This window comes from Streptosporangium sp. NPDC087985 (genome assembly GCF_044741965.1).
Classification (GTDB): Bacteria; Actinomycetota; Actinomycetes; order Streptosporangiales; family Streptosporangiaceae; genus Streptosporangium.
In genome coordinates, this window is sequence record NZ_JBIUTQ010000001.1 from 845,577 (window position 1) to 868,060 (window position 22,484).

19 protein-coding genes and 1 tRNA gene are annotated in these 22,484 nt (G+C 69.5%); 15 read left to right on the forward strand and 5 right to left on the reverse strand.

The annotated features are described in order from the left end of the window. Window positions 1-48: 48 nt before the first annotated feature. A complete protein-coding gene (locus ACIN94_RS04140; protein WP_400699361.1) occupies window positions 49-783 on the reverse strand; it encodes a class I SAM-dependent methyltransferase in 735 nt (244 codons plus the stop codon). A gap of 171 nt (window positions 784-954) precedes the next feature. Here ACIN94_RS04140 and mfd point away from each other — a divergent pair, with 171 nt between their 5' ends. From mfd to ACIN94_RS04210, 14 genes are all read left to right on the forward strand, one after another. Next, a complete protein-coding gene (gene mfd, locus ACIN94_RS04145; protein ID WP_400699364.1) occupies window positions 955-4,485 on the forward strand; it encodes a transcription-repair coupling factor in 3,531 nt (1,176 codons plus the stop codon). Window positions 4,486-4,512: 27 nt separating this feature from the next. After that, on the forward strand, window positions 4,513-5,145 hold the full coding sequence (locus tag ACIN94_RS04150; protein WP_400699367.1) for a SurA N-terminal domain-containing protein: 633 nt from the start codon (window positions 4,513-4,515) through the stop codon (window positions 5,143-5,145). Window positions 5,146-5,155: 10 nt separating this feature from the next. After that, window positions 5,156-6,154 (forward strand): MazG family protein, encoded by a 999-nt coding sequence (locus ACIN94_RS04155; RefSeq protein WP_400699370.1) that lies wholly within the window; start codon window positions 5,156-5,158, stop codon window positions 6,152-6,154. Window positions 6,155-6,204: 50 nt separating this feature from the next. Next, window positions 6,205-7,482, forward strand: coding sequence for a phosphopyruvate hydratase (gene eno, locus ACIN94_RS04160; RefSeq protein WP_400699373.1), 1,278 nt, complete (start codon window positions 6,205-6,207; stop codon window positions 7,480-7,482). 183 nt (window positions 7,483-7,665) lie between these two features. Continuing rightward, entirely contained in the window at window positions 7,666-8,073 is a 408-nt protein-coding gene (locus tag ACIN94_RS04165) for a septum formation initiator family protein (protein ID WP_400699376.1), read from the forward strand. 41 nt (window positions 8,074-8,114) lie between these two features. After that, on the forward strand, window positions 8,115-8,708 hold the full coding sequence (locus ACIN94_RS04170; protein ID WP_400699379.1) for a DUF501 domain-containing protein: 594 nt from the start codon (window positions 8,115-8,117) through the stop codon (window positions 8,706-8,708). Beyond that, entirely contained in the window at window positions 8,705-9,664 is a 960-nt protein-coding gene (locus ACIN94_RS04175; protein WP_400699382.1) for an exopolyphosphatase, read from the forward strand. The genes ACIN94_RS04170 and ACIN94_RS04175 overlap by 4 nt, the downstream gene beginning before the upstream one ends. 230 nt (window positions 9,665-9,894) lie before the next feature. Further along, entirely contained in the window at window positions 9,895-11,211 is a 1,317-nt protein-coding gene (locus tag ACIN94_RS04180) for a hypothetical protein (RefSeq protein ID WP_400699385.1), read from the forward strand. Window positions 11,212-11,329: 118 nt separating this feature from the next. Beyond that, window positions 11,330-12,127 (forward strand): uracil-DNA glycosylase, encoded by a 798-nt coding sequence (locus ACIN94_RS04185; protein WP_400699388.1) that lies wholly within the window; start codon window positions 11,330-11,332, stop codon window positions 12,125-12,127. 170 nt (window positions 12,128-12,297) lie between these two features. Continuing rightward, window positions 12,298-13,614: an NAD(P)/FAD-dependent oxidoreductase gene (locus ACIN94_RS04190; RefSeq protein WP_400699391.1), complete on the forward strand. Its 1,317-nt coding sequence runs from the start codon at window positions 12,298-12,300 to the stop codon at window positions 13,612-13,614. 162 nt (window positions 13,615-13,776) lie between these two features. Next, window positions 13,777-13,849 (forward strand) — tRNA-Leu (locus ACIN94_RS04195). A 282-nt stretch (window positions 13,850-14,131) separates the two neighbouring features. After that, window positions 14,132-14,917 carry a Bax inhibitor-1/YccA family protein gene (locus tag ACIN94_RS04200; RefSeq protein ID WP_400699394.1) on the forward strand — a complete coding sequence of 262 codons (786 nt, stop codon included), beginning with the start codon at window positions 14,132-14,134 and terminating at the stop codon, window positions 14,915-14,917. 232 nt (window positions 14,918-15,149) lie between these two features. Beyond that, on the forward strand, window positions 15,150-15,377 hold the full coding sequence (locus tag ACIN94_RS04205) for a DUF4287 domain-containing protein (protein ID WP_184756436.1): 228 nt from the start codon (window positions 15,150-15,152) through the stop codon (window positions 15,375-15,377). Between the two features lie 77 nt (window positions 15,378-15,454). After that, a complete protein-coding gene (locus ACIN94_RS04210) occupies window positions 15,455-15,865 on the forward strand; it encodes a PPOX class F420-dependent oxidoreductase (protein WP_400699396.1) in 411 nt (136 codons plus the stop codon). Here ACIN94_RS04210 and ACIN94_RS04215 read toward each other — a convergent pair whose 3' ends face one another. The 3 genes from ACIN94_RS04215 to ACIN94_RS04225 all read right to left on the reverse strand — a co-directional run bounded on the left by ACIN94_RS04215 (window position 15,866) and on the right by ACIN94_RS04225 (window position 19,613). Continuing rightward, window positions 15,866-17,086, reverse strand: coding sequence for an acetyl-CoA C-acetyltransferase (locus ACIN94_RS04215; RefSeq protein WP_400699399.1), 1,221 nt, complete (start codon window positions 17,084-17,086; stop codon window positions 15,866-15,868). Between the two features lie 149 nt (window positions 17,087-17,235). After that, window positions 17,236-18,585, reverse strand: coding sequence for a PQQ-binding-like beta-propeller repeat protein (locus ACIN94_RS04220; protein WP_400699402.1), 1,350 nt, complete (start codon window positions 18,583-18,585; stop codon window positions 17,236-17,238). A 53-nt stretch (window positions 18,586-18,638) separates the two neighbouring features. After that, window positions 18,639-19,613, reverse strand: a complete 975-nt coding sequence (locus ACIN94_RS04225) for an SGNH/GDSL hydrolase family protein (protein WP_400699405.1) — start codon at window positions 19,611-19,613, stop codon at window positions 18,639-18,641. Window positions 19,614-19,745: 132 nt separating this feature from the next. Here ACIN94_RS04225 and ACIN94_RS04230 point away from each other — a divergent pair, with 132 nt between their 5' ends. Beyond that, window positions 19,746-21,116, forward strand: coding sequence for a cystathionine beta-synthase (locus ACIN94_RS04230; protein ID WP_400699408.1), 1,371 nt, complete (start codon window positions 19,746-19,748; stop codon window positions 21,114-21,116). A gap of 21 nt (window positions 21,117-21,137) precedes the next feature. Here the strand turns inward: ACIN94_RS04230 and ACIN94_RS04235 are convergent, their stop codons facing one another. Beyond that, on the reverse strand, window positions 21,138-22,358 hold the full coding sequence (locus ACIN94_RS04235; RefSeq protein WP_400699411.1) for a sensor histidine kinase: 1,221 nt from the start codon (window positions 22,356-22,358) through the stop codon (window positions 21,138-21,140). Between the last annotated feature and the right edge of the window lie 126 nt (window positions 22,359-22,484).

The following is a 22,484-nucleotide window of genomic DNA, read 5'->3' on the forward strand; positions in this document are numbered from 1 at the left end:
ATTTTGCCACTGTACCCATTCCGGCACCCCTGTGCCAGCCGGCCGTCCTCAGATCAACCGGGCGAAGTGGCTCTGGGGTTTGCGGATCACCATGATGATCTCATCGTGGGAGGCGGGCCACCGTCCCCTGGAGAGAGTCTCCAGCATCGAGCAGACGGCGCGGGTCAGCCCGCCCAGCGGGCCGCGCAGCGCCGGTCCGCTCGTCGCGGAGGCGTCGTCGGTCACCATGAGCCCGCGCGTCAGGCAGAAGGAGTGCATCCCCTCGCGCGAGGCGATCGGCCCGTAGAAGGGGCGCAGGGGCCCCACGGCGTCGGCCGGGGCGAACCTGTGCCACAGCAGCCGCCGCAGCGCCGAGGGCATCAGCCGGTCGCATGTCCCGTAGGCGGAGGCCCGGTCGCGCATCTGCAACAGCAGCAGCCCGCCCGGGCGCAGGCCGGTGAGCAGTCGGTCGAGCACCAGCTCGGGGTGCTCGAGCCGCTCCAGCAGGAACGACACGTAGACGATGTCGAACGACCGCGGCGGCACCGGCACCGACCGCAGGTCTCCCAGCGCCCAGGAGTCCAGATCCTTACGTGTGGACGTGCTCGCCCGCAGCACCGGCAGATCCTCGTCGATCCCGGTGACCCGCGCTTCCATCTCGTCCAGCTCCAGCTCCAGCGGCTCGGGCCACCCGCACCCGGCGATCAGGGCGTCGAGTCGCCGACCTGACTGCCCTGTCCACTGCTCGCGGATCCGCCGACTGAATATGTCGTCTCGCGCGACGACCGACCGTACCTCTGACATGTTACTAAGAGTAGTCATCTCAACACGATTCATCGTGCATTTCCCCCCGCCGCGAGAGCGGTCTCTCCGAGGAAGGCCGGTCGCCGGGGCAAGTAGCCTTGGGTGGTGACCCCCGTGCCCTGATGGCTGGGGGCCTGTCGTGTTGCCGTCGTGGGGCTGTGGGCGAATCTGATGAGCCTTTCCGGACTGCTGGACCTGGTCGTCGCGGAGCCGAAACTGGCCGCCGCTCTTGAAGACGTCCGAGGAGGAGACTTCTCCGACGTGTCGCTGATCGCGCCGCCCGCGCTGCGGCCGTTCACCGTGGCCGCGCTGGCGAGGGAAGGGGCCAAGGACGGGAAGCGGACCGTTCTCGCGGTGACCGCCACCGGGCGCGAGGCCGAGGATCTCGCCGCGGCGCTTACCAGCCTTCTCGACCCGAGCACGGTCGCGGTCTTTCCGGCCTGGGAGACGCTGCCGCACGAGCGCCTGTCGCCGCGCGGCGACACGGTGGGCCAGCGGCTCGCCGTACTGCGCAGGCTGGCCCACCCGGTCGAGGGGGATGTCGCCGCGGGCCCGCTGCAGGTGATCGTCGCGCCGGTCCGGGCGGTGCTCCAGCCGATCGTGCGCGGCCTGGGCGACCTGCGGCCGGTACGGCTGCGCGCGGGCGAGGACGCCGATCTCGGAGACGTCGTCCAGCGGCTCGTGGAGAACGGCTACAACCGGGTCGACATGGTGGAGAAACGCGGGGAGGTGGCCGTCAGGGGTGGCCTGCTGGACGTGTTCCCGCCGACCGAGGAGCACCCGCTGCGGCTGGAGTTCTGGGGCGACAGCGTCGAGGAGATCCGCTGGTTCAAGGTCGCCGACCAGCGCTCGCTGGAGGTGGCGGAGGAAGGGCTGTTCGCGGCCCCCTGCCGTGAGCTGCTGCTGACGGCGGAGGTCAGGGAGCGGGCGCGGGAGCTCGCCGAGCGGCACCCCGCGCTGGCCGAGATCCTCGGCCAGCTCGCCGAGGGTGTCCCCATGGAGGGAATGGAGGCGTTCGCGCCGGTGCTCGCCGGGGAGATGGACCTGCTCCTCGACCACCTGCCGGCGCAGGCGGCGGTGTTCGTGTGCGACCCGGAGCGGATCCGCGGCCGTGCCGACGAGCTGGTCCGCACCAGCCAGGAGTTCCTGGAGGCCTCCTGGATCAACGCGGCGTCCGGCGGAGAGGCGCCGATCGATCTGGGGGCGGCGGCGTTCCGGACGCTGGAGGAGATCCAGGACCACGCACGGGAGCTCGGCCAGCCCTGGTGGTCGATCGCGCCGTTCGGCGGCGACGACCTCGGTGACGGGCTGGTCCTACGGGCCCACGAGGCGGAGGCCTACCGGGGCGACACCCAGCGGGCGCTCGGCGACATCAAGGGCTGGCTGGAGGAGCACAAGGTCGTCGTGCTGCTCAGCGAGGGCCACGGCCCCGCGGAGCGGATGGTCGAGCTGCTCAAGGGCGTGGACCTGCCGGCGCGGCTGGAACGGGCACTCGACCGGGCACCGGACGCGAAGGTCGTCCACGTCAGCACGGGCCTGATCGAGCACGGCTTCGTCAGCCCCGGGCTGGCCGTGCTGACCCATCTGGACCTGGTCGGGCAGAAGGCGTCCACCAAGGACATGCGGCGGCTGCCCTCGAAGCGGCGCAACGTGGTCGACCCGCTCCAGCTCAAGGTCGGCGACCACGTGGTGCACGAGCAGCACGGCGTGGGCCGCTACATCGAGATGGTGCAGCGGACCGTGCAGGGCGCCACCCGCGAATACCTGGTGATCGAGTATGCCAAGGGTGACCGCCTCTACGTGCCGACCGACCAGCTCGACGAGGTCACCCGTTACGTCGGCGGCGAGTCGCCCACGCTCAACCGGATGGGCGGCGCCGACTGGGCCAAGGCCAAGACCAAGGCGAAGAAGGCGGTCAAGGAGATCGCCGGGGAGCTGATCCGTCTCTACTCCGCCCGGATGGCCTCGCCGGGGCACGCGTTCGGGCCCGACACGCCGTGGCAGCGGGAGATGGAGGACGCCTTCCCCTACGCCGAGACCGGCGACCAGCTGGAGGCCATCGACGAGGTCAAGCGCGACATGGAGCGCGGGATCCCGATGGACCGGCTGATCTGCGGCGACGTCGGCTACGGCAAGACCGAGATCGCGGTGCGGGCGGCGTTCAAGGCCGTGCAGGACGGCAAGCAGGTGGCGGTGCTGGTGCCGACCACGCTGCTGGTCCAGCAGCACCTGTCCACCTTCACCGAGCGGTTCTCCGGGTTCCCGCTGAACGTGCGGCCGATGTCGCGCTTCCAGAGCGACGGCGAGGTCAAGGCGACGCTGGAGGGCATGCGCGAGGGCTCGGTGGACGTGGTCATCGGCACGCACCGGCTGTTCTCGTCGGAGGTCAGGTTCAAGGAGCTGGGCCTGATCATCATCGACGAGGAGCAGCGGTTCGGCGTCGAGCACAAGGAGGCCATGAAGCACCTGCGGACCCAGGTCGACGTACTGGCCATGTCCGCCACGCCGATCCCGCGCACGCTGGAGATGGGGCTCACCGGCATCCGTGAGATGTCCACGATCCTCACCCCGCCGGAGGAGCGCCACCCGATCCTGACGTTCGTCGGCCCCTACGACAACAAGCAGATCGGCGCCGCGATCCGGCGCGAGCTGATGCGCGACGGCCAGGTCTTCTTCGTCCACAACCGGGTGGCCAGCATCAACAAGGTCGCGGCCATGCTGCACGAGCTCGTGCCCGAGGCCAGGATCGCCGTCGCGCACGGCCAGATGCAGGAGCACCAGCTTGAAAAGATCATGGTGGGCTTCTGGGAGCGCGAGTTCGACGTGCTCGTCTGCACCACGATCGTCGAGTCCGGCCTCGACGTGCCCAACGCCAACACGCTGATCGTGGACCGGGCCGACAACTACGGCCTGTCCCAGCTCCACCAGCTCCGCGGCCGGGTCGGCCGTGGCCGTGAGCGCGGCTACGCCTACTTCCTGTACCCGCCGGAGAAGCCGCTCACCGAGACCGCGCACGAGCGCCTGGCCACCATCTCCCAGCACACCGAGATGGGCGCGGGCATGTACGTCGCGATGAAGGACCTGGAGATCCGCGGCGCGGGCAACATCCTGGGCGCCGAGCAGTCCGGTTTCATCGCGGGTGTCGGCTTCGACCTCTACGTGCGCATGATGGCGGAGGCCGTACAGGAGCAGAAGGCCAAGCTCTCCGGTGGTCCCGTGGAGGAGGAGCGGCCGGACGTCAAGGTCGAGCTGCCGATCAACGCGCACATCCCGCACGACTACGTGACCTCCGAGCGGCTGCGCCTGGAGGCCTACAAGCGGATCGCCGCCATCGGCGCCGACGTCCAGATCGCCGAGGTGCGCGACGAGCTCGTCGACCGGTACGGCAGGCCGCCCCAGGAGGTGGAGAACCTGCTGGAGGTCGCCCGCTTCCGGATCCGCGCCCGCGTGGCCGGTCTGACCGACGTCACCCTGCAGGGCCAGAACATCAGGTTCGCTCCGGTGACACTCAGGGACTCGCAGCAGGTCAGGCTCCAGCGGCTGTACCCGAAGGCGCTGCTGAAGCAGGCGAGCGGTACGTTGCTGGTACCGGTGCCCAAGACCAGGCCGCTCGGCGGTCAGCCGCTGCGCGACCTGGATCTGCTCACGTGGTGCGGTGACCTGGTCAAGGCCATGTTCCTTGAGAACATGCCGGTAAAGTAAGCGGCGTTTGTCGTGAAGGGAACGCATGTGAAGTCAACTCGAGTGCGTATCATCCTGGCGGTCGCCGCCGCGGGTGTCGCGCTGACCGCCTGCTCCGCGACGCAGGCAGGCGCCGCCGCCGTCGTGGGAGGGGAACGCATCAGCTCCAGCCAGTTGGACAGCAGCGTGCGGGAGTACGAGGCCGCGCTGGCCAAGATCGAGGTCTCTCCCGACCAGCTGCGGTCCTACGGGAGCCTCCCGCAGCTCGTGCTCTTCCGGCTCGCCACCGCCAGGCAGTCCATCATCGCGGCCGAGAGCAAGGGCGTCACGGCCACCGACGGGGAGATCGACCAGTTCATCTCGGCCAACGGTGGTCAGGCCCAGTACGAGCAGCAGCTGCTCCAGAACGCCGTGGCGCCGTCGCAGGCGCGCGACTACGCCAAGGCGAGCCTGCTGTTCAGCAAGCTGGCGGCCCATTACGGCGGGGGCACCGACGAGGCGGCCCTCCAGCGAGGCCAGGTGCAGGCGGTCAAGGACGTCGAGTCCGTGAAGATCACCTGGAACCCCCGCTACGGCACGCTCAACCCGAACCGGAGCGAGCAGCAGCCGGCGGTCTTCCTCACCGGTGACCGCTTCGGCAGGGACTCCGCCGCCGATCCCGCCTCCGCACCGGAGCAGTAACCTCGGTGGCATGCCCCTGATCGTCGTCACCACCTCGCCCCGGGTCGCTCCGGGGCTGCTCAGCCGCCGTGCGTGGCAGGTCCTCCAGGACGGCCCGGTGCGCACCGCGTCGGCGGACCACCCGCACCTGCCCTATCTCGCCGACGCCGGGATCGCCGTCGAGGTCGTGACGGCGGATCCGGCCGCCCTGGTGCGGGAGGCACGCGAGGGGACCGTCGTGTGGCTGGAGGCCGACGAGGCGCTGATGCGCTCCATCGGCTACGCGGCGGTGGCGCTTGAGGACCCGCCGGTGATCGAGGTCGTGCCGGGCTCGTACGACCTTCCCGGGGCGAGGCTGCTCGACCTGGTGGCGGTGATGGACCGGCTCCGGGTGAACTGCCCCTGGGATGCCGGGCAGACCCACGAGTCGCTGGCGCCGTACCTCCTCGAAGAGGCCTACGAGGTGCTGGAGACCATCGAGGAGGGCGACCACGCCGCCCTCCGTGAGGAGCTGGGCGACCTGCTGCTCCAGGTGGCCTTCCACGCGCGGGTCGCCCGCGAGCGCTCCGACGGGTTCGACATCGACGACGTGGCCGACGGGATCGTCTCCAAGCTCGTCCGCCGTCACCCGCACGTGTTCGCCGGCACCGAGGTCGAGGGCGCCGAGGAGGTCAGCGACAACTGGGAGACCATCAAGGCGGCCGAGCGTGCGGCCAAGAACGGCGGCGACGCGGGATCGGTCCTGGACGGAGTCCCGATGGGCCAGCCCGCGCTGTCCCTGGCCGCCCAGCTCCTGCGGCGCGCCGAGCGCGCCGGAGCTCCCGCGGACCTTTCCGCCGAGGACGCCGAGGGCGTGGGGGCGAGGCTCTTCGAGCTCGTACGGCAGGCGCACGCGGCCGGTCTCGATCCGGAGGCCGAGCTGCGCGCCGCCGCCCGCGCCTACCGCGACCGGGTCCGCGCCTGGGAGTCGGGCGGCGCGTCCCGGAACGGCCGGCAGTCCGGGGATGGCGCCCGCCATACCGACAGGTAGGCCTCGGTAGGCTTCTGAGGCAAACTGTCCTGCGACTTTAGGAGCGCTTCGTGGCTTCCATCGAGGGCGTCACCGCCCGCGAGATCCTTGACTCCAGGGGCAACCCGACAGTCGAGGTCGACATCCTGCTGGACGACGGCAGCGAAGGCCGTGCCGCAGTCCCGAGCGGCGCGTCCACCGGCCAGTTCGAGGCCGTGGAACTGCGCGACGGCGATGAGCGCTACGGCGGCAAGGGCGTCGAGAGGGCCGTTCTCGGTGTGACCGACGAGATCGCCGACGAGGTCATCGGGTTCGACGCCGCCGAGCAGCGCAGCATCGACCAGGTCATGATCGACCTGGACGGCACGCCGAACAAGGCACGGCTGGGCGCCAACGCCATCCTGGGCGTCTCCCTGGCCGTGGCCAAGGCCGCCGCCGAGAGCGCCGAGCTGCCGCTGTTCCGCTACCTCGGCGGCCCGAACGCGCACGTGCTGCCGGTCCCGATGATGAACATCCTCAACGGTGGCGCGCACGCCGACACCAACGTGGACATCCAGGAGTTCATGATCGCGCCGATCGGCGCCGAGTCGTTCCGCGAGGCCGTGCGGATGGGGACCGAGGTCTATCACGCGCTCAAGGCCGTGCTGAAGGAGAAGGGTTACGCCACCGGCCTGGGCGACGAGGGCGGCTTCGCGCCGAACCTGCCGTCCAACCGCGACGCGCTGGACCTGATCCTGGTCGCCATCGAGAAGGCCGGCTACGTGCCCGGCGAGGACGTCGGGCTGGCGCTCGACGTGGCCGCCTCCGAGTTCCACTCCGACGGCGTCTACACCATCGACGGCAAGGGCCTGTCGGCCACCGAGCTGATCGCCTTCTACGAGGACCTGGTCGCGAACTACCCGCTGGTCTCCATCGAGGACCCGCTGAACGAGGACGACTGGGAGGGCTGGAACGCCATCACCAGGGCGCTGGGCGACAAGGTCCAGCTCGTCGGCGACGACCTGTTCGTGACCAACCCCGAGCGCCTGGCCCGCGGCATCGCCGAGGGCACCGCCAACGCGCTGCTGGTCAAGGTCAACCAGATCGGCACCCTGACCGAGACCCTCGACGCCGTGGACCTGGCCCACCGCAACGGCTACCGCTGCATGATGAGCCACCGCTCCGGCGAGACCGAGGACACCACGATCGCCGACCTCGCCGTGGCCACCAACTGCGGCCAGATCAAGACCGGCGCCCCGGCCCGCTCCGACCGCGTGGCCAAGTACAACCAGCTGCTCCGCATCGAGGAGCTTCTCGACGACGCCGCCCGCTACGCGGGTCGCGCGGCGTTCCCCCGGTTCCGGCGGTAGTTTCACACCTACGGCTTGCGCCCGATTTGGCCGGGCGCGAGCCGTATCGTGAGGGAGCCGTCCGGTTCCGGCATCCGGGCCGCGACGCGGGGAGGCCGCCCGGCGGCGGCCGGGCCGTGGTGCGGGAAGGTCGCCGGGGGCGGTGGCGGTGGCACGGCGGAGAGCACAGACGGGGAGAGGCGTATGGCGAAACGGCCACAGCTGACGGGACGGGCCGCGATCCTCGCGGTCGTGGTGTGCGCGATCGCCATGAGCCTCGCCTACCCGATCAGGGAGTACATCGCGCAGCGCCGCTACATCGCCCACCTCCAGCAGCAGCAGGCCAAGGAGCTTGAGGCCATCAAGGCCCTGGACGACCGGCGTAAGCAGCTCCAGGACCCGGGCTACATCAAGCGGCAGGCCAGGGAGCGGCTCCTCTACTGCGACCCCGGGCACACGTGCTACGTCGTCATGGGTGAGAAACCCGCGGAGGGCAAGGGCGCGGCGGGAGAGAAGAAGGTCGTCAGGCCGCCGTGGTACCAGACGCTCTGGGAGTCGGTCGAGGCGGCCGACACCGGGCAGGGCCAGAAGGCGGCCAAGCCCACGGGATGACCCGGATAATCTGGTCTCCGTCTTCTCAGGGGGGTTCACGGATGGTGGATGAGCGTGACGTGGCGGCGGTGGAGCGGCAGCTCGGCCGGACGCCACGGGGTTTACGGGCGGTGGCGCACCGCTGTCCGTGCGGGCTGCCCGACGTGGTGGAGACCGCGCCCCGGTTGCCCGATGGATCGCCCTTCCCGACGCTGTTCTATCTGACCTGCCCGAAGGCCGCCTCGGCGATCGGCACGCTGGAGACCTCCGGGATGATGCGGGCCATGCAGTCCAGGCTCGCCGAGGACCCCGAGCTGGCGCGGGCCTACCAGGCAGCCCATGACGACTATGTCGCGCGCCGCGACCAGGCCGCCGCCGAGGACGGCCTGGAGCCGCTGCCCAGGGACATGCAGAGCACCGGGGGCATGCCCACCCGGGTCAAGTGCCTGCACGCCCTGGTGGGCCACGAGCTCGCGGTCCCCGGGAGCAACCCGTTCGGCAGGGAGGCCCTCGACGCGCTCGGCGAGTGGTGGGCGGACGGGCCCTGCTGCGCCGTCGACGAGGCCGGCCAGGCCGAGAAGGCCGACGGGGCGGCCCCGGCCGCGGACCCCGCGGGGGCGGCCATGACCGCGAGCACCGAAGAGGAGACCGCGTGACCCGCGTCGCCGCCATCGACTGTGGCACCAACTCCGTCCGCCTGCTCATCGCGGACGTCGGCGGAGACGCCCTGACCGACGTCGAGCGGCGGATGGAGATCGTCCGGCTCGGTCAAGGGGTGGACAAGACCGGCAGACTGGCCCCCGAGGCCCTGGAGCGCACGTTCGGCGCGATGCGGGGCTATGCCGGGCTCATCGACCGGCACGGTGCCTCCGCGGTCCGCGTGGTGGCCACCAGCGCCACCAGGGACGCCGCCAACCGGCAGGAATTCGTGGACGGAGTGCGCGAGATCTTCGGCGTGGAGCCCGAGGTGATCACGGGTGCCGAGGAGGCGGAGCTGTCGTTCACCGGGGCCACCCGTGATCTCGTACGGCTCTCGCCCGAGACCGACCTCCCGGCTCCCCACGGCACGCGCCCGCCGTACCTCGTGGTCGACATCGGCGGCGGCTCCACCGAGTTCGTGATCGGTTCCACGCACGTGGAAGCCGCACTGTCGGTGGACATCGGCTGTGTCCGGCTGACCGAGCGGCACCTGCGTGACGCGGGCACCCCGCCGCCCACCGAGGTGGTCGAGGCCCTGCTCGCCGACATCGACGAGGCGCTGGACCGGGTCTCCCAGGAGATTCCCGTGGAGCGGGCGCTCACATTGGTGGGCCTCGCGGGTTCTGTCACCACTGTGGCGGGAATAGCGCTTGATCTGCCGGAATACGACCCGAAGAGAATTCACCACTCACGAATTCCGGCAATTCGGACAAATGAGGTTTCCCGGCGCCTGTTGGAGATGACCCATGACGAGCGGGCGGCCATTCCCGTCATGCATCCCGGCCGGGTCGACGTGATCGTCGCCGGCGCGCTGATTCTGGACCGGATCGTCGAGCGCTACGGCTTCACAGAGGTTGTCGTCAGTGAACACGACATTCTGGATGGAATCGCCTGGTCCGTATCTAAACTTTGACAACATATGGACATTCTCCCTACTTAGGGAGTATTGAGAGATCCTTCTGTTTTATGGTTAGGTGAAGAAGCTTTAGTGAGGCTTTGCCGTGGGGCCCGGCACAGCTGGTGTCGGGGCGGCAACCGTCTCCGGAGCGCACTTTCGTTCCTAATGAAACGGAGCATCCCCTCATGTCCGGACTAGCTCGAAAGCTAGCCGCCGCAGGAGCCAGCGCGGCCATGCTGGCGACCATGGCGGCAGGGCTTCTGGCCACGCCCGCAGCGGCGGCCAGTGGTTCCACCCAGGCGGGGAAGGCGGCAGCCACCCACGCCACGCCGAGGCCCGCGGTCTCGGTCAGCGCGACGAAGGCCTCTCCCTCGAACTCCGACGAGTGTCCCGTCAAGGTGACCTTCTCGTCGAAGGTCAAGGTCAAGGCCTATGCGAGCAAGACCAAGGTCTCCTACCGCTGGTTGCGCGGCGACGGCTCCAAGGGCCCGGTCAAGTCGTTCGTCGTCAAGGGCAAGGGCGTCAAGAGCGTCACCGTCAAGGAGTCGTCGACCTTCAAGGGCGGCGACCTCAAGGGCTGGCAGGCGCTCCAGGTTCTGGCGCCGCGTAAGGTGACCTCCGCCAAGGGTTACTTCTCGGTCTCCTGCGGTGACGGCGGCAAGCGGATCCTCAACACCGGCAGCGTCGGTGCCCGGGTCTGGGTCGACGAGGGCAACTGTGAGGCGTCCCTGATCGGCCGCATCACCTCCTCCGGCCCCCGCTGGGTGCGCTACCAGTGGGTCGTCAACGGCCGCGTCGTCGACCGCGACGCCGTCCGCGTCGACGGTACGCGCAGGGTCTCCTACACGATCAGGCCGCACCAGGACCTGCGTGGCTGGGCGGTTCTGGAGGTTCTCGACCCGGCCTCGACCCGCTCCAACCGCGCCTACTTCAAGATCGAGTGCAGGAACTGGTCGCCGAAGGTCTCGGCCTCCGTCGACACTCCGGCGAGCTACGAGGGCGACTGCCCGGTCACCCGCACCTTCACCGGCACGATCAGCGCCTCGTATGGCCAGGGCCAGGCGAAGTACCGCTGGATCCGTGACGGTGTGGCGGGCAGCTGGCAGGACGTCTACTTCAGCGGCAACGGCTACCAGACCCGCACCGTGAGCGACTCCTGGAGCACCTCGGTGTCCGGGACCAGCAAGCGTGCGATCGAGATCTACGGTGGCCCGACCAGCGGCACCGTCGAGGGTAAGGTCACCTGCAAGCCGGCCCCCCCGGCCTCGAAGGCCTGGATCCAGACGGAGAAGACGTCGGTCACGCCGACCGCGGGCACCTGCCCGGCGGCCTCGGTCACCGGCACCGGCAGCATCTACGCCACCGGCCCGATCACGGTCACCGTCACCTGGACCCTCAACGGCTCCGTCGTGAAGTCCGAGGAGCTCACCTTCACCTCGGAGGGCACCAGGGACGTCTCCTTCACCAGCGCGTCGGATGGTCTGAAGGGCGGCACGGTCAAGCTGGCGATCGTCGGCGCCGGCTCGACGACCGCGGACTACTCCGCGGTCTGCCCCGCCTAGCGGAACAAGACTGGGGGCGCCTGACGCCGAGCCCAGTCTGATGACATGAGAGCGGCGCCCGCATCCAGCGGTCGCCGCTCTTCTCTTTTTCTTTCGCCGATCAGGCACCATCGAGGTTATGACCTACGTTCCTCCCGGATCCGGCTGGCCGGACGATCCGGCCCGGCCGGACACCCCGGTCGCCCACGATCCCTCCGAGGTGATCGAGCTCGCGGGCGCGAGCCGTACCCTCGCCGAACTCACGGCCCGGCAGTCGGTCTGCCGCGCCTGCCCGCGCCTGGTGGAGTGGCGCGAGGAGGTCGCGACGGTCAGGCGGCGGGCCTTCGCAGAGGAGACCTACTGGGGCAGGCCCGTCGCCGGCTGGGGGGACGAGAGGCCGGAAGTGCTCATCGTGGGGCTGGCCCCGGCCGCGCACGGCGGTAACCGCACCGGGCGCATCTTCACCGGGGACCGCAGCGGGGACTGGCTGTTCGCCTCGCTCCACCGGACGGGCCTGGCCGCGCGGGAGACCAGCCTCCACGCGGGCGACGGGCAGCGGCTCATCGGCGCGCGCATGGTGGCCGCCGTCCGCTGCGCCCCCCCGGCCAACAGGCCCGAGCCGGCGGAGCGGGCCGCCTGTTCCCCGTGGCTGGCCCGGGAGGTCACGCTGGTCGCCGACAGCGTGCGGGTGGTGGTCGCCCTGGGGGGCTTCGCCTGGCAGGCGCTCTGGCCCGCGCTGAGGGACGCCGGATACGAGCTCCCGAAGCCGAGGCCGCCCTTCGGGCACGGGACCGAGGTGGAGATCTCCCGCGGCGGGGTGCCGGCACGTCTTCTCGGCTGTTACCACCCGAGCCAGCAGAACACGTTCACCGGCCGGGTGACGGCAGAGATGCTTGACCAGCTGTTCACCAGGGCAAACGTCTTACGTAGCTTGTGAACTCGATCACAATAGGAATGTTGACCAATATTCTCAAGGATGAGTAGGCGTCAACTTCCGAATTTGTCAAAAATCTCATGATTTGCTCAAAGGGGGCATGGTGCGATCCGGGGGGCGGACGTATGCTTGTGAAAGCTTTCACAAGCCGTGAATCGAAGGATGGCGCCGAAGTGAACCGCAACTCCAAGCACATCGTGGTCGTCGGTGGGGGCTACGTCGGCCTCTACACCGTGCTGCGTCTGCAGCACACGCTCCGCAAGGAACTGCGCGACGGCAGCGTGCACATCACTGTCCTCACTCCCGAATCCCACATGACCTACCAGCCGTTCCTGCCCGAGGCGGCGGCGGGAAACCTCTCGCCCCGGCACGTGGTCGTCCCGCTCCGCCGGGTGCTGAGGAAGGCGACGATCCTCAACGGCAAGGTCTCCAAGGTCAACCACGCGGCCAAGACGGTCACCTTCGCGCCCAACGTCGGCACGCCCCACGAGATCGACTACGACATCGTGGTCATGGCCGCCGGCTCGATCTCCCGCACGCTCCCCATCCCCGGCCTCGCCGACGCCGCGATCGGCTTCAAGACGGTCGGCGAGTCGATCGCACTGCGCAACCGGGTGCTCGAACTCCTCGACCGGGCCGAGTCCGACGACGACGAGACCCTGCGCCGCCGGGCGCTGACTTTCGTCGTGGTCGGCGGCGGCTTCGCGGGCGTCGAGGCGCTCGCCGAACTGGAGGACATGGCCGTCGACGCCGTCCGCTACTACCGCACCGTCTCCCGCGAGGACATGCGCTGGATCCTCGTCGAGGCGACCGACCGCATCCTCCCCGAGGTCGGTCCCGAGATGGGCAAGTGGACCGCCGAGCAGCTCCGGGAACGCGGCATCGAGGTCAAGATGAACACCCGCCTGGACTCCTGCGTGGGGGGCCTGGTCAAGCTCTCCGACGGTGACGAGTTCGAGTCGGCGACCATCGTGTGGACCGCCGGCGTGAAGCCCAGCCCGGTCGTCAACGCCGGTGACCTGCCGCTGGACGAGCGTGGCCGGATCAAGACGACCTCCCGCCTGACCGTGGCCGGGGTCAGGGACGCCTTCTCGGCCGGAGACGCGGCCGGGGTGCCCGACGTCACCACCCCGGGCCAGTACTGTGCGCCCAACGCCCAGCACGCCGTACGGCAGGCCAAGGTGCTCGCCGACAACATCACCCGTCACCTCCACGGGCAGGACCTGGTCGAGTACCGGCACAGGTACGTCGGATCGGTCGCCGGCCTGGGCCTCCACAAGGGCGTCGCCAACGTCTACGGGATCAAGCTCCGCGGACTGCCCGCGTGGTTCATGCACCGCACCTACCATCTGTCGCGGGTGCCCACTCTCAACCGTAAGGTCCGGGTGGTGGCGGACTGGACCCTGGCGCTGTTCTTCAAGCGGGAGACCGTCTCACTCGGAGAGATCGAGGCACCGCGCACGGAGTTCCGCAGAGCGGCGACGGCCTGAGTCCCCGCCCCACGGGCGGGAGGCTTCAAGGGTTCTCCGCCGGGGTCACACGGGCACACGGGCCTGACCGGTCGCCCGCGAAGAGCCATCGGGCATGACTGTGTGACGCATGATACGAAGTTGTGCTCCTCGGATGAGTGGTCCGTTACGTATGATTACGGCGCCCCCGTAGCCCAATGGCAGAGGCAAACCCCTTAAAAGGGTTCGAGTGAGGGTTCGAGTCCCTCCGGGGGCACCGTGATCTCTGCCGAAAGCCCGACCTGGTCGGGCTTCTCGCTGCCGATGATCCTCGGTGTCCCGAGCCGGGCAGCGTCGGCGGCCCCGCCACACCGGCCCGCGAGCGGACGCTGAAACCGAGGTGAAGGGCGGGAACCCGACGGGCGCGCCGTTCGTTTGATCCCTCGGCGGTAGCCGTACGGCCACACATGAACCGGATGGACATGGATATCAACACGATACGGCCGTGTGACAACCGATCTAATACGCTGATCGCGTAGGTCGCAGCGTGGAGGCAGCGATGGAGAGCAAGAACCCCGTATTCAGCCGGCAGTTCAAGGGCCCCCAGCAGGCCTGGGGAACGCCGGCCCCCACCCCTGACCAGCTTCAGGGTATGTACGACAGGCCGTCGTACGCACCCCCCGCACAGCGGACCATGACGATCGACGACGTGGTCGTGCGCGGTTTCATCACCCTGGGCACGCTGGTCGTCTCCGCGGCGGTGGCCTGGACGCTCGACCTGGGCAGAGGCGCCCTGATCGTCGGCGTGATCGTCGGTCTGGTGCTCGGGATGATCGTCTCGTTCAAACAGAGCACGAACCCGGCGCTGATCCTCGGCTACTCGGTCGCCTACGGCGTGGCCATCGGCGTGGTCAGCCACATGTACAACGATCTGTACAGTGGCATCGTCTTCCAGGCGGTGGTCGGCACAGGGCTGGCCTTCGCCGCCATGCTGACGGTCTACGCGCTGCGCATCGTCCGTGTCACGCCGAAGTTCACCAAGTTCGTCGTGGCTGCGGGCCTGGGTCTGATGGGTCTCATGCTCGTCAACTGGGTCGCGACCTTCTTCATCGCCGACGGCATCGGCATCCGCTCCGGCGGGGCCCTGGCCTACGTGTTCAGCGTCGCCGCGATCCTGATCGGATGCTTCTTCCTGCTGCTCGACTTTGACGCGATCGAGCAGGGCGTGCGCGCCGGAGCCCCGGAGAAGTACTCCTGGCTGATGGCCTTCGGCCTGACGGTCACCCTGGTCTGGATCTACCTGGAGATCCTCCGCCTGCTGAGCTACTTCGCCCGTAGCGACTGAACGGGGGCCGGTAATGACCGGCCGCACGAGAGAACCCCCGCCGGAGACGCTCCGGCGGGGGTTTTTTCTTGCCCGGGATGGGAACGCACAGGAGCGAGAAGCCGCCAACGCACATGAACGAGAAGCGACCGATGAGCGATGAACCATCACGGATGACCAGCTAGTGAGGGCTTGCTATCTGCGGACTCGTGATGCACTGTCGAGCAAAGGAGCCCTATCCGTGGAGGTGCCCATGTCGTTGAACCACTCACTGGAGACGCAGAACAAGCTGATCGCAAGAGTCCCGGACATCACGGGACGCGCCCTCCCCGAGTGGTTTCAAGCCATCGACAACGGCCCGTCTTTCCTGCGCTGTGATGAGCGTGCCAACTGGCTCGCCGACGAGCACGGGCTGACCCACGGCTACGCCGCCGCCATCGTGCACGAGCACGAGCGGCACCGTCGTAACCGTTACCTGTAAGCCGTCCATCTTCGCAGGGCCCGCGTCTCCGTCCGGTGGCGCGGGCCTTCGCGGGCCTTCGCGGGCATGATGGTGCCATGGATCTCGACAAGGCACGTGACTTCATCCGCGACAACCACCGCGCGGTCCTGCTGACCCGGCACGCCGACGGCCGGCCACAGATGTCCCCGGTCACCGTCGGGCTGGACGCGGAGGGACACGCGATCGTCAGCACCAGGGAGACCGCCGCGAAGGTGCGCAACCTCCGCAGGGATCCGCAGGTGGCGCTCTGCGTGACGACTGACGCCTTCTACGGCGAGTGGATCCAGGTCGAGGGCACCGCGACGGTCGTCTCGCTGCCGGAGGCGATGGAGACGCTGGTGACCTACTACCGCGACATCTCCGGTGAGCACCCCGACTGGGACGACTACCGGGCGGCCATGGAGCGGGACCGGCGGGTGGTCCTGAGGATCGACCTCACCCGCGCCGGTCCCGACGTCCACGGATGACTAGCTGAGGCGCTCCAGGACCATGGCCATGCCCTGGCCGCCGCCCACGCACATGGTCTCCAGTCCGATCGATCCGTCGTGGAACCGCAGGCCGTTGATCAGCGTGGAGGTGATCCGGGCACCGGTCATGCCGAACGGGTGGCCCACCGCGATGGCGCCGCCGTTGACGTTGAGCCGGTCGAGGTCGATGCCGAGCTCCTGGTAGGACGGGATGACCTGGGCGGCGAAGGCCTCGTTGATCTCCACGAGATCCACGTCGCCGATGGACATGCCCGCCCTGGCCAGGGCCTGCCTGGAGGCCTCGACCGGCCCCAGTCCCATGATCTCGGGGGACAGGCCGGTCACGCCGGTGGAGACGATCCGGGCGATGGGGGTGATGCCCAGCTCGGCGGCCCTGGTGTCGCTCATCACGATCACGGCGGCGGCGCCGTCGTTCAGCGCGCAGCAGTTGCCGGCGGTGACCGTTCCGTCGGGACGGAAGACCGGCTTGAGCTGCGAGACCGCCTCGTAGGTGGTGCCCGCGCGAGGACCGTCGTCCTTGCTGACCACGGTGCCGTCGGGCAGGGTGACCGGGGTGATGTCCGTCTCCCAGAAGCCGTTGGCGATCGCCTTCTCGGCCAGGTTCTGGGAGCGGACGCCGAACTCGTCCTGCTCCTGGCGGGAGACGCCCCTCAGTCCGGCGACGTTCTCCGCGGTCTGGCCCATCGCGATGTAGACGTCGGGCAGCATGCCGTCCTCGCGAGGGTCGTGCCAGACCTCGCCGCCGCCTCCGGCCGCACCGGCCGAACGGCTGCGGGCCTCGTCGAACAGCCCGTTCTCCGTGTCGGGCCAGGAGTCGGAGTTGCCCTTGGCGAAGCGGGAGACGCATTCCACGCCCGCCGAGACGAAGACGTCGCCCTCGCCCGCCTTGATGGCGTGCAGGGCCATCCGGGTGGTCTGCAGCGAGGACGAGCAGTAGCGGGTGATGGTGGTGCCGGGCACGGTGTCCAGCCCGAGCAGCGTGGAGACCACGCGGGCCATGTTGAATCCCTGCTCGCCGCCCGGCAGGCCGCAGCCCAGCATCAGGTCGTCGATGCCGGCCGGGTCGAGCTGGGGGACCTTGGCCAGCGCGGCTTTGATCATCTGTGCGGTCAGGTCGTCGGGGCGGATGTCCTTGAGGGACCCCTTGAAGGCGCGTCCGATCGGCGAGCGCGCGGTTGCGACGATGACTGCCTCGGGCATGTGGCCCTCCTGGGTTCGTTTGACGGTCCTTCTGCGGAGGTTACCCCGCGGTATCCCAGATGCCACGCGCCGAGACGGAACGGAACAGAACTTTGTACGGCATGCACAGGAGCCCACCCGGAGGTGGGGTTCCCGTCATGGGGGGCGGGTCAGCCGTACATGCCCGGAGAGGTGCCGGTGCCGTCCTTGATCCCGTGCAGGCCGCCGCGCTCGTCGGTCCACGTCCGCCAGCCGTCCTGGCTGCCGGTGAACCAGGCGGGCGGCGCGGCGGAGCCGTTCAGCTTCTTGCCGTCGGCCAGTCCGTACTCGCAGAGCGAGGCCACCGGGTAGAAGCCCGCATTCTGACCCCGGAGCGCGAGCGGCTTGGGGTCGGTGACGCAGAAGGACCAGCCCCGCTCGTTCTCGACCTTGGAGCTCTGGCCGGTGGTCAGGTCGAAGACGCTGCCGGGCTTGTCGTGTTTGAGGAAGCCGAGCCTGTCCATCCGGTCCGGGAAGGCGAGCCACCAGCCCGACCCGGGGACCTGGGTGACCGGGATCTGGCCGAGGACCCGGCCGCTCTCGGCATCCAGCCGGGCGAAGCCGCCGTACTGACCCTGTTGGTCGACCGGGCGGACCACCGGTGCGAAGCCCGGGCTGCCGCTGGGGTAGACCCGCACCACCGAGGGGCGGATCCAGTTGACCGTGCCGTCGGTGAGCTTGACGGAGAAGAGACCGAATGCGGACACCTTCTCCGTCTTGGGGTTGGTGTAGGGAGCGACGTAGCCGATGAGGTTGGCGGTGGTCGCGCCGAAGGACCAGCCGCCCGACATGTCCACCCCGGCGCCGAGGGCCTGTTCGATGGGCAGCCGCCATCCGGCCTTCCCGGTGCTCAGGTCGTACGACTCCAGGACGGGGTGTTTGGCCAGGCGCAGGAACACGACGCGGGAGGCGTCGGACCACTCCACCTCGGCGATGCCGGGGAGCCTCCATCTCGGCTTGCCGGTGGCGGGGTCGAGCACGGCGACCCGTGCCGAGGTCAGGGCGGTCTGTTCGGACACGCACACGGACGCCCCGCATTTCTGAGGTCCGAACGTGGAGTGCACCGGGCGAGTCCACCTCTGCGCTCCGGTCCTCGCGTCGCGGGCGATGAGCGTGGCGTTCCATCGGCCTCTCCGGGTGGGGTCCACCGCTACGACGACGGCCTGACCCCCTCCGGTCTCGACGATCGCCGGAGCAGGGATCCCCATCCCCGGCAGGCGGCCCGCCATGGTCGCGGGGTGGGCCCACAGTTTCCTGCCCGAGGCGAGGTCGACGGCCACCGTTTCCAGCGTGCCGTCGGATTTCGCGGAGGTCGTCACGGCGACTCCGGCGGCGGCGGCGGTGCGGCTGACCGCGTTCACCTCGGGGTTGTACCAGGTGGGGTAGGTCGGCGTGGCCGCTTCGGTGCCGGAGCAGCCGGCCAGGGCCAGGGCTCCGGCGAGCACCAGAACCGGTTTCGCATGAGGCCGGATCACGGGCATTCCACTCCAATGCGGGCGAGGCGTCACGGCTTCGCCGCGGAGGGTAACCGTGTTCAGGCACCGTCAGACGGCGCTCCGGGCCTCCGGCGGAACATCGTCACCCACCGTCCGTGGGGTCCGGTCGCTCGGCCGGCGACGCGGGTCGCGGAGACCTCGGTGCCGGGTTCCTCCGCGGCCATAGCCGCCGCGAGGTAGATCGACTCACTGCGCTGAGGTCGAGGCTCGGGCCACAGCCCCAGCGCGGTGCCTACAGAAGGTAGCACCGCATAAGCAACCTGTAGATAACCTTGGGCAGATGGATGGAAACGATCCGGTCCGAACATTTCGTCCGGATTTGTATCGAATTCGTCACCGAGCATGTCCGCGAAGGCCACCGTCCGCCCGCCGGCCTCGACCACGGCGACCGTCTGCGCGGCGGCGAGCTGGCGGCTCCAGCGCCGGGTCACCCAGCGCAGTGGCTGTGCGATCGGCCGGACCGTGCCGAGGTCGGGACAGGTGCCCACGACCACCTCGGCACCGGCCTCGCGCAGCCGTCGCACCGCCTTCTGCAGATGTCGTACGGCCTGCGCGGGCGGCGTCTGCGTGGTGACGTCGTTGGCGCCGACGAAGATGACCGCGATCTCGGGCTCGGCGTCGAGTGCCCGGTCCACCTGCCCGTCCAGCTCGGCGGAGGCCGCCCCCGACCTGCCTACCACCGTCAGCCGTACCGGCCGTTCGGCGACGACGGCCAGCCCCGAGGCGATCAGCACCCCGGGGGTCTCGGCGGGATCCGTCGTGCCCAGACCCACCGACGTGGAGTCGCCGAGCATGGCCATCCGGAGCGGCACGCCGGGAAAGTTGCCGTAGACCCCGTCCGACGGCGGCCCCTCCGTGCCGTGCGGGCGGCCGACGATGCGGCGGGCCACCATGGCCTCGGCCAGCAGCAGGCCGTAGGTGGCCACGCCGAGCGCGGTTATTCCGCCTCCGCCCAGGGCCGCGGCGGCCGCGATGCGCCGGGCGGCCCGTGCCGCCCCAGGTGTCCAGGTCACGTGGCGTTGCTCCCTCAATACGGCGCAGCGGTAGCGTTGCCTTGAGAACGAGCCGAGTCGTGCCCACCCCAGCGGACCCGGCATCAAACACAACAAGCTGACAAAGCTTTGGTATTTCGAGGTGATCATCCGGTGCGCGTACATGACTCACTTGTGGAGCTGATGGGCAACACTCCACTCGTCCGGCTGCACAGTGTGACGGCGGGTCTGCCGGCCCAAGTGCTGGCCAAGGTGGAGTATTTCAACCCGGGCGGCTCGGTGAAAGACCGGATCGCGGTTCGGATGATCGACGCCGCCGAGAAGTCGGGCGCGCTGCGTCCGGGAGGCACGATCGTGGAGCCCACGTCGGGTAACACGGGGGTCGGTCTGGCCATCGTGGCCCAGCAGCGGGGCTACAAGTGCCTGTTCGTGGTGCCCGACAAGGTGGCCCAGGACAAGATCTCGGTCCTGCGTGCCTACGGGGCCGAGGTCGTGGTCTGCCCGACGGCGGTCTCCCCCGACCACCCGGACTCCTACTACTCCGTCTCGGACCGGCTGGCCAGGGAGACGCCGAACTCCTGGAAGCCGGACCAGTACTCCAACGCTCAGAACCCCGAGAGCCACTACCACTCCACGGGTCCGGAGATCTGGGAGCAGACCGAGGGCCGGATCACCCACTTCGTGGCGGGCGTCGGCACGGGCGGCACGATCAGCGGCACCGGCCGCTACCTCAAGGAGGTCTCCGGCGGCCGCGTCAAGATCATCGGAGCTGACCCGGAGGGCTCGGTCTACTCCGGCGGCACCGGGCGGCCGTATCTGGTGGAGGGCGTCGGCGAGGACATCTGGCCGGCCACCTACGACACCACGATCTGCGACGAGATCATCGCGGTCTCCGACAAGGACTCGTTCGGCATGACCCGGCGCCTGGCCCGCGAGGAGGCGCTGCTGGTGGGCGGCTCCTGCGGGATGGCGACGGTCGCGGCGCTCCGCGTGGCCGAGCGGGCCGGTCCGGACGACGTGGTCGTGGTGCTGCTGCCCGACGGCGGCCGGGGCTACCTGTCGAAGATCTTCAACGACGAGTGGATGGCCGACTACGGCTTCCTGACCACCTCCAGTGACGAGGGCCTGGTCAGGGACGTGCTGGTCCGCAAGTCCTCCGGCCTGCCGGAGTTCGTGCACACCCACCCGCACGAGTCGGTGGACACCGCGATCTCCATCATGCGGGAGTACGGCGTGTCGCAGCTCCCGGTGATGAAGGAGGAGCCACCGGTCATGGCCGCCGAGGTGGTCGGCTCGATCCTGGAGCGCGACCTGCTCGACGCCCTCTACCGCGGCCGGGTGCGGCCGAACGACCCGCTGGCCGAGCACATGTCCCAGCCGCTGCCGATGATCGGCGCGGGCGAGCCGGTCTCCATCGCGGTCGAGGCACTGGAGAAGGCCGACGCCGCCGTCGTCCTCGACGACGGCAAGCCCGTCGGACTGCTCACCCGCCAGGACCTGCTGGCCTTCCTCGCCAACCACTAGCCGGACGGGACCGGCCGCCGGTCAGACGGGAAACTCCGCCGACACCTCCCAGGCGCCTTCCGGAGTGGGACCGGCGACAAGGCGGCCGCCGAGCGCCTCGACGCGCTCGGCCATGCCCACCAGGCCGAACCCGCCTCCCAGATGGGAGACCCTGACGTCGGCCGCCGAACCGTAGTTGCGCACGCGCAGCCGTACCGTGCTCCTGACGGGGCCCGGCCGGCTGCGCGGACCCCGGTCGCCGTCGGAGGGCCACCCACCGGGGCCGGTCCGCCCATCGTGCCCGTCGACCAGTCTCAGGTCCGCCTCCACCCAGCCGGCGCCCGGGGCGTGCCGGCGGACGTTGGTGAGTGACTCCTGCAGGACCCGGTGGAGGGTGGTCATCACCTCCGGGGCCAGGGTGTCGTCGGTGATGCCCTGGCCGATGTCGAAGGCGACCTTGGGGCCGCCGGCGGAGAAACGCTCCACCATCGTCCGCATGTCGACGAGTCTGGTGCCCGGGCTCCGGGCCGCGTCGTCCTCGGCCCGCAGCACGCTGACCAGGCGGCGCATCGAGGTCAGCGCGTCGGCCCCGGCGCCTGCGATCGCCTCCAGCGAGGGGATCACGGCCTCCGGTCTCTGCTCGGCGACGACCTTGGCCGCCTGCGCCTGGACGACGATCCCGGTGATGTGATGGGCGACCAGGTCGTGCAGCTCCCTGGCGAGCTCCAGACGTTCGGCCCGCCGTACCGCGTTCACCGCCTCCTTCCGGCGCTCCATCTGGAAGCGGAGATAGGCGCCGACCGCGGCGGCGGCCGACCAGCCGACGAAGGTGAGGAAACCGGTGGCTATGGAGGCGCTGCTCTGCGTGACGCGTCCCGCCGCGGCCTCCAGCACGATCATCGACGCCACGGAGAACACCACGGCCTGCCTGATCGGCTCGATCCAGCGCAGGGCGCCGATGGTCAGGACCAGCAGCGACACCGTCTCGGCCAGACCCGGCATCCCGGTGCCGCCGACGCTCTTGACGATCAGGGTGCAGACGGAGGACACCGCCAGGAGAGCGGCGAACCCGCCGACCCGCCGGGTGCGGCGCCACAGCACGGCCAGGATGCCGGCGACACCGCACACGGGCCTCAGCCACGTCGTCCAGTCACCGTTCACCGCTATCGCGAAGTCGATCAGAAGCAACAGCGAGAGCCAGCCGATGAGCGCGATTTCGCTGAGCCGTTGGATCCAGTGGACAGCGCGATGTGTGTCTCCCACGGCCCCTGAGCCTAAGCCTCACGGCTGACATGACATATCGGTCGTTCGGCTGACCAGGGCGGCTCCGGGATGGTCTCCGAGGGAGGTGGGGTGAGGGCCTGCCGCCGCGGGCCGTGTGAGGACCCA